13 protein-coding genes are annotated in these 12,712 nt (G+C 47.9%); 6 read left to right on the top strand and 7 right to left on the bottom strand.

Annotated elements, in window-relative coordinates; genetic code table 11:
- Positions 1–195: 195 nt before the first annotated feature.
- The 5 genes from H6G03_RS05325 (at position 196) to H6G03_RS05305 (ending at position 6,632) form a co-directional block, all read left to right on the top strand.
- The gene (locus H6G03_RS05325; protein WP_190462809.1) at positions 196–1,095 is read left to right on the top strand and encodes a lipid kinase; all 900 of its coding nucleotides are present in this window, start codon (positions 196–198) and stop codon (positions 1,093–1,095) included.
- Positions 1,096–1,233: 138 nt separating this feature from the next.
- Entirely contained in the window at positions 1,234–1,449 is a 216-nt protein-coding gene (locus H6G03_RS05320) for a hypothetical protein (RefSeq protein WP_190462807.1), read from the top strand.
- Between the two features lie 367 nt (positions 1,450–1,816).
- The gene (locus H6G03_RS05315; protein ID WP_190462887.1) at positions 1,817–4,663 is read left to right on the top strand and encodes a cation-translocating P-type ATPase; all 2,847 of its coding nucleotides are present in this window, start codon (positions 1,817–1,819) and stop codon (positions 4,661–4,663) included.
- A gap of 160 nt (positions 4,664–4,823) precedes the next feature.
- Positions 4,824–5,954, top strand: a complete 1,131-nt coding sequence (recF, locus tag H6G03_RS05310) for a DNA replication/repair protein RecF (RefSeq protein ID WP_190462805.1) — start codon at positions 4,824–4,826, stop codon at positions 5,952–5,954.
- 282 nt (positions 5,955–6,236) lie between these two features.
- Positions 6,237–6,632: a hypothetical protein gene (locus tag H6G03_RS05305; protein ID WP_242060304.1), complete on the top strand. Its 396-nt coding sequence runs from the start codon at positions 6,237–6,239 to the stop codon at positions 6,630–6,632.
- Positions 6,633–6,643: 11 nt separating this feature from the next.
- On the opposite strand, the gene H6G03_RS05300 is transcribed toward H6G03_RS05305, so the two are convergent.
- On the bottom strand, positions 6,644–7,132 hold the full coding sequence (locus H6G03_RS05300) for a hypothetical protein (RefSeq protein ID WP_190462801.1): 489 nt from the start codon (positions 7,130–7,132) through the stop codon (positions 6,644–6,646).
- Between the two features lie 101 nt (positions 7,133–7,233).
- Between H6G03_RS05300 and aroA the strand changes: the two genes are divergently transcribed.
- Positions 7,234–8,586, top strand: a complete 1,353-nt coding sequence (aroA, locus tag H6G03_RS05295) for a 3-phosphoshikimate 1-carboxyvinyltransferase (protein ID WP_190462799.1) — start codon at positions 7,234–7,236, stop codon at positions 8,584–8,586.
- Positions 8,587–8,764: 178 nt separating this feature from the next.
- Here the strand turns inward: aroA and H6G03_RS05290 are convergent, their stop codons facing one another.
- The 6 genes from H6G03_RS05290 to H6G03_RS05265 form a co-directional block, all read right to left on the bottom strand.
- Positions 8,765–9,400 (bottom strand): Uma2 family endonuclease, encoded by a 636-nt coding sequence (locus H6G03_RS05290; RefSeq protein ID WP_190462797.1) that lies wholly within the window; start codon positions 9,398–9,400, stop codon positions 8,765–8,767.
- A gap of 121 nt (positions 9,401–9,521) precedes the next feature.
- A complete protein-coding gene (gene gatC / locus H6G03_RS05285; protein ID WP_190462795.1) occupies positions 9,522–9,815 on the bottom strand; it encodes an Asp-tRNA(Asn)/Glu-tRNA(Gln) amidotransferase subunit GatC in 294 nt (97 codons plus the stop codon).
- 99 nt (positions 9,816–9,914) lie between these two features.
- A complete protein-coding gene (locus H6G03_RS05280; RefSeq protein ID WP_190462793.1) occupies positions 9,915–10,436 on the bottom strand; it encodes a photosystem I assembly protein Ycf3 in 522 nt (173 codons plus the stop codon).
- 206 nt (positions 10,437–10,642) lie between these two features.
- Positions 10,643–11,377: a 2-phosphosulfolactate phosphatase family protein gene (locus H6G03_RS05275; protein WP_190462792.1), complete on the bottom strand. Its 735-nt coding sequence runs from the start codon at positions 11,375–11,377 to the stop codon at positions 10,643–10,645.
- 302 nt (positions 11,378–11,679) lie between these two features.
- Positions 11,680–12,513 (bottom strand): DUF928 domain-containing protein, encoded by an 834-nt coding sequence (locus tag H6G03_RS05270; protein WP_190462789.1) that lies wholly within the window; start codon positions 12,511–12,513, stop codon positions 11,680–11,682.
- Positions 12,510–12,695, bottom strand: coding sequence for a hypothetical protein (locus H6G03_RS05265; protein WP_190462787.1), 186 nt, complete (start codon positions 12,693–12,695; stop codon positions 12,510–12,512). Before H6G03_RS05265 ends, H6G03_RS05270 begins: the two co-directional genes overlap by 4 nt.
- Between the last annotated feature and the right edge of the window lie 17 nt (positions 12,696–12,712).

Raw genomic sequence — 12,712 nt, 5'->3', positions numbered from 1 at the left:
TTAATCTCCTAAGCAAGCTAACTATGGTCAGGGGTTAGGGGTTAGGGGTTAGGGTTTAGGGGAAGAGGGGGGGAGTAGGGGAGCGGAAGAATTCATATTTTCGCTTTTTTCTCTTCTTTTTGACTTTTGAATGCCTGACTTTTGACTTTTTCTAGCCCCCAGCCCCTAGCTCCTAACCCCTAACCCCTGGCCCAGATGAATCGGCGAGCCCTATTGTTAGTAAACCGTCACTCCCGGCGAGGTCAACAAAACCTCTCCCAGGCGATCGAGCAATTGCAAGCGTTAGGCTTCCAGTTGTTTGAGGAGTCTACCGAACAGCCAAAGCATCTACCCAAACTGATTCACAAATACTGCGATCGCGTCGATTTGGCGATCGTCGGTGGCGGCGATGGTACCCTCAATGCCGCCGCAGATGCTCTCCTGGAAACGCAACTGCCCTTGGGTATCCTCCCCTTGGGAACAGCTAACGACCTCGCTCGCACTCTCGGCATTCCCCCCAATCTACCCGAAGCTTGCCAAATTATCGCCGACGGTCATATACAGCGGATCGATTTAGGCTGGGTGAACGGCAAACATTTCTTCAATGTTGCCAGTTTGGGACTGAGCGTCAAAATTACCGAACAGCTAACAAAAGAAGTAAAGCAACGTTGGGGAAAACTCGCTTATGCGGCAACTGCTTCCCAAGCCATTTGGCAAGCTCGACCCTTCTGGGCGCATATCCGTCAGGGTGACGAGACAATTCGCGTCAAAACCGTGCAAATTGCTGTAGGCAACGGACGATACTACGGCGGTGGTATGCTTGTCCGCGATGACGCTAAGATCGACGACCAAAGGCTAGACCTGTACAGCCTAGAAATTCAGCACTGGTGGCAATTGCTGCTACAGCTACTGGCTCTCAGTCTGGGACAGCACCCACAATGGCTCGGTGTTCGCACTCTGGAAGGAGAAGAGTTTGAAGTGATTACGGTTAAACCTCGTCCCATTAATACTGATGGAGAGCTTACCACTTACACTCCGGCTAAATTTCGCCTCATACCACAAGCTTTGCCAGTCTTCGTCCCCACTTCGCCAGAAATTCCAGGCTTAACTGAATGAGCGCTCTGATGGCATCCGTGTATCAAACTAAAACCTTATGATTAATTTTTGTAGGCGTTCTCGAATTTCCCGTGACCTCATCTGCTCTTGTTAAGTCTCTGTCCGACAAATCGCACAACTGGCATAGGCAGGAAAGGGATGGATCGCTCCAACTCGATCGCAGCGATCTGGATTGACGCCAGCTTTACTTGGGAAGCGGCAACTATGACTCGATCTCCCAAGAGGTGTTCGATGGGTGGCATCCCCAGGGCCCCTAATCCAACCCTCACTCCCATCAACTTGATTGCGGCTTGTGAGGCAACTATATTTTTAAGCCACCGCACAAGCCAACTTTATTCCGGCTTTAGCTTGTAGGGCGACAATATTTTTCAGCCAACCCACGAGCTCAGTTTCTCAGAGTAGAGAGGTAAACGTGAAAAAGACAAATTTACTGATAGCAGCAGTACCGATCTCTTTAATAGGCATAGCCGCAGCCTATGCCTCCGGTTATCTAGTTTGCGCTGGGTCAAACCAGCAGTGCGTTCTGATTACAGGCAGTACCAACCTTGCAGATCCACGCGGTATTGGAATTAACTTATTTACAGCTCAACTAATAAGATGGTTGCCTTATGTCTGTCTGCTGGTGGGTGGCGCTTGTTGGATAATTGGTTTGCTCAAATCCGATCGCAAAAAAGAGCGCGTCTTGTGGGCAACACCTAGCGGCGCTTCTTCACCTGCTGCCATTTCCCCAGGAGAAAAGGAAGTAGCTTGGCACACCTTGGATGCCGAGAAAACCGTTCGCAGACTGGAGAGCGATCGCGATTCCGGTTTGACTGACGCCGAAGTTAAAAAACGTTTGGAAACCTACGGCCCCAACGAACTGCAAGAAACCGGCGGTCGCAGTGCTTGGCAGATCTTGCTCGATCAGTTTACCAACATTATGCTACTGATGCTGATCGGCGTAGCAATGATATCCGGTATCGTAGATTTAGTCAAGCTGCAACAGCCAGGAGGGTCTGGCGGTGAAGTTCCCTTCAAAGACACGATCGCCATCTTGGCAATTGTGATCCTCAACGGTGTTTTGGGCTACCTGCAAGAAAGTCGCGCCGAAAAAGCACTTGCCGCCCTCAAACGCCTTTCTTCTCCCAAGGTGCGAATTATTCGCGATCGCAGAACCATTGAAGTCAGCGCCAAGGAACTTGTACCGGGAGATATCATGCTCCTGGAAGCCGGAGTCCAGGTAGCAGCAGACGGACGTTTGATCGAAGAATCCAATCTCCAAATCCGCGAGTCCGCGCTGACTGGGGAAGCGGAGGCAGTAAATAAGCGATCGCAATTGCAACTCGACGAAGAGACATCTTTGGGCGATCGCATCAACCTCGTCTTTCAAGGTACTGAAGTCGTCCAAGGACGCGCTAAGGTCATCGTTACCAACACCGGAATGCAGACCGAACTCGGCAAGATCGCCGCCATGCTGCAAGGTGTGGAAAGCGAACCTACTCCCTTGCAACAAAGGATGGGTCAGCTAGGCAATGTCTTGGTAAGCGGCTCCTTAATTTTAGTCGCTTTTGTAGTAGCGATCGGTTTATTCCAAAGCGGCTGGAACTTAAACAGGTTTATCGAACTTGTGGAAGTTTCTCTGAGTATGGCAGTAGCTGTAGTTCCAGAAGGTTTGCCAGCTGTAATTACAGTAACTTTGGCATTGGGAACGCAGCGTATGGTGCGCCGCAACGCTCTGATTCGCAAACTGCCCGCAGTAGAAACATTGGGTTCGGTGACCACTATTTGCTCGGATAAAACCGGCACCCTTACTCAAAACAAAATGGTGGTGCAGGAAGTTGCCACCGGCGATGTCACATTCCGCGTCACCGGCGAAGGTTACACCCCCAAAGGCGACTTTCAATTGGACGATCGACCGGTCGCGAGCGATCGATATCCCGAACTGCAAACCCTGCTGTTAGCCTGCGTGCTGTGCAATGACGCCGAGTTGCAGTGTCAAGCCGACAACACACGCGGACGGGAAGGCGGTAACTGGATAATTTTAGGAGACCCGACAGAGGGGGCGCTGCTAACTCTGGCAGGTAAGGGCAATATCCAAAAAGAATCCCAAACTTCCCAAATGCCTCGCGTAGCCGAAATTCCTTTTTCCTCCGAACGTAAGCGCATGAGCGTGATTTGTCGGGGAACGGGAACAGGAGATTGGGAAGCAGAAGCGGGGGAACCGGGTTCCTCTTCTGTATTGGTGATGTACACAAAAGGTTCTCCAGAACTGATATTGGAACGCTGCGCTTCATCGCAGGTGGGATCTGACAAAGTTCCACTGACGGAAAACCGACGCCGGGAAATTCTCGATCGCAATAACCAGATGGCGGGTCGAGGTTTGCGCGTACTCGGTTTTGCCTACAAACCTTTGGGTGCCCAAACACCCGCAGAACCGGATGAATCGATCGAACAGGATCTCATCTGGTTGGGGTTAGTGGGAATGCTCGATGCACCGCGTCCGGAAGTGCGGGAAGCGGTAGCCAAGTGTAAGCAGGCTCGCATTAGAACGGTGATGATTACCGGCGACCACCAACTGACTGCCAAAGCGATCGCTTACGATTTGGGTATCGCCAATGAAGGCGATCGCGTTCTCAGCGGTCAAGAATTGCAAAGGCTCAGCCAACCAGAACTCGAACAAGTCGTAGAGCAGGTGAGCATCTACGCCCGCGTCTCCCCAGAACACAAATTACGCATCGTACAAGCTCTGCAAACGCGGGGTCAATTTGTCGCCATGACCGGTGATGGTGTCAACGATGCTCCCGCCCTCAAACAGGCAGATATCGGCATCGCAATGGGTATCACCGGCACCGATGTCAGCAAAGAAGCCAGCGATATGGTATTGCTGGATGATAATTTTGCCACTATAGTCGCCGCCACAGAGGAAGGGCGCGTAGTATACACCAATATCCGCCGCTTTATCAAATATATTCTCGGTTCCAACATTGGTGAGGTGCTGACTATTGCTGCCGCTCCGATTATCGGTTTGGGAGATGTACCTTTAACGCCATTGCAAATTTTGTGGATGAATTTAGTTACCGATGGCGTCCCCGCTCTCGCTTTGGCAGTGGAACCGGCAGAACCTAACGTGATGAAGCGTCCTCCGTTCAGTCCCCGCGAAAGTATTTTTGCGCGAGGATTGGGGTCTTATATGGTTCGCATTGGCTTGGTCTTTTCTATTTTGACGATCGCAATGATGTGGTGGGCATACCAGCACGCCCATATGTCAGGCGATCCGAATCGCTGGAAGACAATGGTGTTCACTACTCTCTGCCTCGCACAGATGGGTCATGCGATCGCGATTCGCTCTAACACCCAACTGACGATCGAGTTAAACCCCTTGACAAATCCCTTTGTTTGGGGTGCTGTAATTCTCACCACGATCTTGCAGCTGATGCTGATTTACGTTCCACCCCTGCGAGCTTTCTTTGGCACTCAAGCTCTGGATGGATTGGAACTCGCTATCTGCGTTGGTTTCAGTATGCTGATGTTTGTTTGGATTGAGTTGGAGAAGCTGTTTATTCGCAGGCGAACAGCAGGTCGGGTCTAGAAATTAGGGGATAGGGGATAGAGGAAGAGTGGGGGAGCGGGGGAGCGGGGGAGCGGAAAAATTAATATTTTCCCTTTTCCCCTTTTCCCCTTTTCCCCTTTCCCTTTTCCCTTTTTCCTCTCCCCTAGCCCCTAATCCCTAACCTCTAGCCCCTACAAAGATGTACCTTCAAACCCTTCACCTGCATCAGTTCCGCAACTACCTCAATCAAATGGTGGAGTTTAGCGCCCCCAAAACGATTTTGGTGGGTAATAACGCACAAGGTAAATCCAATTTGCTAGAAGCGGTGGAGTTGCTCTCGACACTGAAGAGTCATCGGGTGACGCGCGATCGCGATTTGGTTCGCGAAGGAGCGGAAGAAGGTAAAATTGTTGCTACCCTGGAACGGGAAACAGGTACAGTCGATTTGGGTTTAACTTTGCGCCGCAACGGACGCCGTACTGTTGCCAAGAGAGGGGAATCTCTCAAGCGTCAGATCGAATTTTTAGGTACGCTCAATGCGGTACAATTCTCCAGTTTGGATTTAGAACTGGTAAGAGGTAGCCCGGAGTCGCGTCGCCGTTGGTTGGATACGCTGGTAATTCAGCTCGAACCTTTCTACGCGCACATCTTACATCAGTACAATAAAATTCTCCGTCAGCGCAACGCTCTGTTAAAGCTGCTGGCGGAAAACGCGAAACCGATCGCCCAAAATACGGAATTAGCTCTCTGGGATGCACAATTAGTAAGTGTCGGTTCCCGCGTTACCAGGCGTCGAGCGAGAGCTTTGCAGCGTTTGGCTCCCATTGCACAAACGTGGCATCAAGCAATTAGCAGTAGTATGGAGGTGCTGGAAGTTAAGTACGCGCCCAATATCGGTTTGGAACAAGATAACTCAGAATGGGTACAGCAGGCTTTTTTCGACAAGATTCAGCAGCGCAGCGTCGCCGAACAATACCAAGGTACTACACTTGTTGGCCCTCACCGCGACGAAATTGAGTTTTTTATTAACCAAACACCCGCTCGCCAATACGGTTCCCAAGGTCAACAACGCACTTTGGTGCTAGCCTTAAAGCTGGCAGAGTTAAAATTAATAGAAGAAGTCGTTGGCGAACCGCCCCTCTTGCTTCTTGATGATGTCCTCGCGGAACTAGACCTTAACCGTCAAAATCAACTGTTGGACACTATTCAAGAAAGATTTCAAACTTTGATCGCCACGACTCACTTAAGCGCGTTCGATCGAGCTTGGTTAAATTCTTCTCAAATTCTCACCGTCCAAGCCGGACAAATATCACCAATTGTTAACGCCTAATTGCACATGAATAATTTCAATTTTCAAATTGCAGATTTCAAATTAAATTTAATATCCTGAAAAAGGCGATACAAATTAGTATTACATAGTTAGGTATATTAGATTAAAATTTTTACGTTAACTTCACCATTCGGCCTGAGCGCGTGATGATTTTTGCTAGGGAGAGTATCGCAACCAATGAAAGTTAATATGTTCTTAATTCCATTAAACCCTTGATTCTAGCTTCTTCCCCTAATCCCTAGTCCCTACTCCCTAGCCCCTAGCTATCAAATGGATTCTCTTATGGACAAAGATGAGATACAAGCACTGGCAAATTCCTTACGTCAAATCGATCAGAAAATACTAAAATCCGCCAAAGATACTAGCATAAAACGAATTTGGTATCAAGGCGACGAGTCTTATTTTGATATGTTTTTTGACATCCAAAATAATCAAATTATTTGGTTTCAGTTTACTTTGCGAGGTAAAGCGGTGTTATGGGATAAAGGCAAAGCCAGTTTGTGTACGGGCACAACTGGCGAAACAGATTCAGATGATGTCAGCTATTACCCCGCAAGCAAAATTATTAAAGCTGACAAAAAAACCGACCTGGCTTTTATTGAAGTAGCGCGTTCAATTTTGCAAAGCAGAGCGGGTGAAGCTAACTTTGATAAGGCACTAGAGCTTTTTAAAGACTAATTATTAATTCTTCAGTGATGGATTTCTAAATTGAGAATATAGCGACCCAATTGCACTTTTTCAGACCACAATTCGTATTCCACACGCAGATGTTCGGGAAAAGGTCGTCCTTCCAGAGTCAAGTCAGTAGTAAAGTTACGCAGGCGTATCTGCCCTTGTCCTTGGGATAATTGCGTGTGCAGCCAATAACGGCTGAGACCGTAAACGCCGTTTTCCCAAAGATGACGATAACTCAACTTACCATTTCCTTGCATCGTCATAATCACGCGGCGAGGCGAAATTTCTAACCACAACAGACGAGGCGATACACCGGGTAGCGTTCCCTCCAGCGGGGAATCATCAACAGCTTCTTGTTCGTGAATTGGGGGTTCGCTCAAAAGCAAATGGAAGCGATCGCGGTCTTTTTGGTATATAGTAGCGGAAGTTTCCACCACAGACCAAATCGGCAGATCTGTAGAAACGAGGGATAGACAAACAGGCTTGCGATGATGCGTCAGCATAAAATACGATCGACAAACTGATAAAATTCCCAAAAAAATGACCCAGCGAGGCAGGGGAAAGGGTAGGATCTAACTTCGCAGTCTTCCACCAGTCTATCCCAATGCCAGTTCCGGTTGTCACGCACAAAATTACTGAAGATCGGCAGTCTTTACTCATCCAAAAACCCACCTCTGGGCTGTCTTTCGCTAGCCCAATCCGAGTTCCGGGAGATAAGTCCATATCCCACCGCGCTTTAATGCTGGGTGCTTTAGCGACAGGAGAAACCCAAATCCAAGGATTGCTCTTAGGCGAAGACCCGCGCAGTACCGCAGAATGTTTCCGCGCACTAGGGGCAGAAATTTCCGAGCTGAATACTGAGTTAGTACGGGTTCGGGGTATTGGCCTCGGTCAGCTGCTAGAACCTAATGATATTTTGAATGCTGGAAATTCCGGTACTACCATGAGGCTGATGTTAGGAATTTTGGCTTCTCATCCCGGACGATTTTTTACGGTGACGGGGGATAGTTCGCTGCGATCGCGTCCAATGTCCCGCGTTGTCAAACCGTTGCAGCAGATGGGTGCTACAATCTGGGGACGGAAGGGGAATTCTCTCGCGCCTCTAGCAATTCAAGGACAGCAGTTAAAGCCGATTATTTACAATTCTCCCATTGCTTCGGCACAAGTGAAATCCTGCATCCTCTTGGCTGGTTTATTGACAGAAGGAGAAACGACGGTAACTGAACCGGCGCTATCTCGCGACCACTCGGAACGGATGCTGAAGGCTTTTGGCGCAGAGGTGATTGTAGACCCGGAAAGCAATAGCGCGACAATCGTCGGCCCTGCTAAACTGCAAGGACAATCTGTAATCGTACCTGGGGATATCAGTTCGGCGGCTTTTTGGTTGGTTGCTGGTGCGATCGTACCAGATTCTGAGTTACTAATTGAAAATGTGGGAGTCAATCCCACGCGCACCGGCATTTTGGCAGCTCTTGGTATGATGGGCGCAGATATCGGGTTAGAAAATCAGCGGATTGTCGCTGGGGAACCGGTGGCAGATTTGCGAGTGCGTCACAGTAAGTTAAAAGCTTGTCAAATCGGCGGTGAAATGATACCTCGTTTGATAGATGAAATTCCGATTTTAGCCGTAGCGGCAGTATTTGCCGAAGGTACAACCGTAATTCGGGATGCAGCGGAATTGCGCGTCAAAGAAAGCGATCGCATCGCTGTCATGGCAAACCAACTCAACAGGATGGGTGCGAAAGTAACGGAATTACCGGATGGTTTGGAAATTACTGGCGGTACGCCTTTAACAGGTACTGATGTTGACAGTCATACCGATCACAGGATAGCAATGAGTTTGGCGATCGCAGCTCTCAACGCTGACGGTACAACTACTGTTAACGGTGCCGAAGCTGCGGCAATTTCCTATCCGGATTTTACCACGACCTTGCAACAAATTTGCGGTCAAACCTAATTAACTAGGGTGCGTCAGAGCGCTAAAGTTAAAATTAAAGAGCCTTGCCAAAATTCTGCACCTCTGATGTACCCTACAGACTCTTTTTTTGTCAAACCCATGTCTTACAGAGATTTTACTTCTTTATATCTGCTAATACCTTTAGGCATCAATCTAAACTGTTAACAAGCAGTCAAAACTATTGACCAACTTTAAATATTTGCTCTGCTGTCAAATTCAACTCAGGAAAGATGGCAGATTGGATGCGATCGCTTCCTCTAAACTGATTAACCATATATTCTCCATCCACCATTTGATAAACCGAAATTGTCGGTTGTTTCGGATTGCCAATATAACGCCTACCACCCAAACCTAAATAGTCAACAATCCAATATTCCGGAATACCAAACTTTTCATATTCACCTAATTTCATTAGATAATCATCTTGCCAATTGGTACTGACTACTTCAATTACCAATCGCGTAGACTCACCTTTAGTAATTAAAGATCTTTTTTTCCACAGTGGTTCATTTTCTAGCGCTTTCTCATCCAGAACGATCGCATCTGGCCTATAGCCTGAATTATCCGAATCAGTAGGTCTAAGTACACATTGTCTGGCAACAAAGTAGGGAAGTTTTAATCGTCGAATTTCAATTAATGATTCAGCTGCTAATTCTGATGTTACCCGTTCGTGCGTTCCTGTTGGTTGCATTTCGACTATGACCCCATTATGCAATTCAAAAATACCGTTACCGTCTTCTGGATACCAATCCAGAAACTCATCTAGAGTCATTAGTTTTGATTCTGTTTCGATTTGGGTGATTTCTTGAACCATATTATCTTATTTGCTTTTATGATAATTTTGTTACTTCTATTCTAGATGAATTCCTGTTCGTAGTTAAAGAGAAGCCAAAAGGGTAAGAACAAAAAAGTTCATCACCCTTTTGGATGGTTTTCTACTCGTCTGTACTTAGAATTTGCGGCACTTTGAAAAATTCGCCATCTCGATCGGGAGAGCAATCGAGAATAGCTTCCCTGTCTGGATAAGGTCGCAGTTCGTCGGCTCGCGTGATATTGCTAACATCGATCGCCCTTGTGGTAGGCTTGACTTTACTCACATCTAACTCGCTCAACTGTTCAAAATATTCTAAAATACTGCCCAATTGAGTTGTGAATTGTTCTTCTTCGGCTGGGCTTAATTGTAAGCGGCCTAGAAGAGCAACTTTGCGGACTTGTTCGCGGTCAATCATAATTTTGAAAATGGGGGATGGGGAATAGGGAATGGGGAATGGGTCATTAATTATTAGTTCGCCGTTATTAGCAAATAACCAATGACCGATGACCGATGATTAAAAGAACACATCCATTTGCGATCGCCCAGTCGTCTTCAGCCAATTTTGAGCTTCGATGTAATTGTTAGGCGCAAGCTGAATCGCCTGCTTCCAATACTCCGCCGCCTTATCGTAAAAAGCTTCAGCTTCATCGGATTGACCCGCTTCCTTGGCCTTTTCTCCCTGGTAGTGGTAGATCACAGCAATATTGTTGAAAGCTGAAGGATGGCGGGGATTGAGTTCGATCGCTTGATGATAGTAATCCAAAGCTTTTTCATGTTCGCCGTTGCTAGCATGAATCAGCCCGATATTGTAGAGGATATAGCTGCGATCGTATGGATCTTCTTCCAGCTTTAGCGCTTCGTGGTAATTGTCCAAAGCTTCCGCATATTCACCATCACCTTGAGCGGACATCCCATCGCGGTAGTAGACAAAAGCTTCCTTTGCTTTTTTGTTAGCAGGCAGAATTTTGAGAATTATATCTGCCATGACGGTAAAACTTTTGTCGATGAAATTATCGTTGCGTTGCGTTCTTGGCATATCGGCCTCTGTTAAAAATGATTAATTACTTCAGACTTGCCTATCTGGTGGATATCGCTTTTAGACGCTCAATAGTTAATGTAGCGTCGATCGAGCGAGCGGGGGAGTGGGGGAGTTAAAAGTCAAAAGTCAAAAGTCAAAAGTCAAAATTAGGAATTTCTTCCCTCCTCCCTCTTCTCTCTTCCCTTTCCCTCTTCCCCTAGCCCCTATCCCTTGACCAAAACACCAGCTTCCCGTTGGATAGGCAGAACATCCAAAAGATCCATTTGAACGCAGTACTTTAAATCTTCGTGGCAGTCCAAGCGCAGCAAACGTTTACCGTGACTGGCGTGGTGCATCAGTTCGAGCAATCTATCTTGCCACTGGAGGTAAAGGGCGATCGCACCAATTACTTCATCATTGCCAGCGATATCATCTAATTTGGCATTTTGTGCCGTCACCAAGCTGTGAGCGATCGCACCAGCACAAGCGGTATCCTCCAGGGAAAAACTGCCTTCCCAACCGCTACCGACAATCCAAACCGTTTCTGGCTGCTGAGCTAGGATATAATCCACAACAGCCTTGCGATTGACAAACGCCGCCGCCAAAACCGAAGCAGCATCTTGGATTCTCTGTAGAGAACGAGTGCCGTTAGTAGTGCTGATAAACAATCGGCGTCCCTGCACCTGCTCTGGCGTACAATCTAGGGGAGAATTGCCCATATCGCAGCCCGGTACTTTCGCCCCGCCGCGTTCGCCTGCGCGAATCCGCTTTTCGGCAGGCCAATTTTCGCTCTCCCTCATTAATTTTTCCAGATCGCTGAAGACTTGAACCGCCTCGGCACCTGCTGCCAAAGCTGTAGCCATCGTTGTTGTAGCTCTCAAAACATCTATAGCGATCGCGCAATGGGGAACGCTATCGGTCGGAGTCAGTTCGGGGGTGTGGTAAACGAATAATTTCACAAGCCAGCTGCCAATAAAGTAACAATTTATTTGTTGTTCTTATCAATTAGTCAACAGCAAAAGTGTTACCTAGCTCAAGCCAAAAGCAATTTTACCTAGCCCGCTTGCCTGGGGATTAGGGCTAGGGCGTCGGGGCTAGGGATTAGGGGCTAGGAGTTAGGGAGGAGTGGGGGAGTCAAAAGTCAAAAGTTAAAAGTTAAAATTCCTCCCTCTCCCTCTTCTCTCTTCCCTCTTCCCTCTTCCCGACGCCCTAGCCCCTAGCCCCTAATCCCTAGCCCCTAGCCCCTAATCCCTAGCTTTTCTTACGGTAGCAAAGCATTTTGCCCCAATCCTTCGGAGGCAAGTTTATCCAGTCCAGCCGACTGTAACAAATTAGTCCAGGCACCCGATAGACTGGCATCATTGGGAGAACTACGACGCAGTTCTGCAAGAGAGTGGAGAGCATCGTACCAAATGCCGGCCTTAGTATAGAGAGCTACCTTGTCGCGCAGTGTCGCTTGGCCCAACTTTTGCGCGAGATCGGGGTTGGCTTGTACGCGCTGTATCCATCCATTGACAGCCAGTACGCCGGATCTGTCTGACGAATCTTCAGCTTTTGAGTTACAACTGAGCGCAAAACTCCAAAAATAATCTTTTTTGGACTCTAAGAATCCCGAATTCGCAAAACTGGGCAGGGTAACGCTGACAATTCCAGGATCTCCAGTAATGCTGAAAGTGGTTTGATAAATGTTCTGGTCGTTCTTATCCTGTAAGGAAAAATCCGCTCTTTGCGCCGCCGTTGGAGGCACGTAAAAGAAGAAAGTTGGAGATCCCTCTATGGTTGCCCCAAAAGCAACGGTTTTTGTGTCCGAATTACCTGCCTTCCTTTGTATCACAGGTACTAAAGCAGTCAGAGTCTTGCCAGGATCTCGTGAGAACGCGCACGGCCCCCGCGTTCCTCCCCCCTCGCGCCGACCGGGTTTGCCGATACTGGGATCTGGTTCGTAGTTTCCCCAAGTATTCGGTAGCCCTTGGCTGCTGGTAGGCGGTTGTGACTGTGCCGTAATCATTGTAGGGAAGTGAGTGACAATCCCGAAACCTAACAGCAGGACGATACAAAAGGTAATTAACTTTAAGAAGGACTTCATTGCAGTCATGGCACAACAGCAGCGCTGAGCAAAGGTTTATTGGTAAAAGACGATTCAATTCGAGTCTGGGTTTCTACCGATAATGATATTGGCAACCAAACGAGGAGAGCAGCAGAATGGGAACGACCAGTTCTAGCGATCGCACTAAGCGAAGCCCGACGATATTTGGAAGTAACAGTGTTGGCAGTCATAGCATTTCTTCCCTTTT

Source organism: Aerosakkonema funiforme FACHB-1375 (assembly GCF_014696265.1).
Classification (GTDB): domain Bacteria; phylum Cyanobacteriota; class Cyanobacteriia; order Cyanobacteriales; family Aerosakkonemataceae; genus Aerosakkonema; species Aerosakkonema funiforme_A.
Note: the sequence above shows the minus strand (reverse complement) of the source record. Positions and strands in the feature narration are given on the sequence as shown.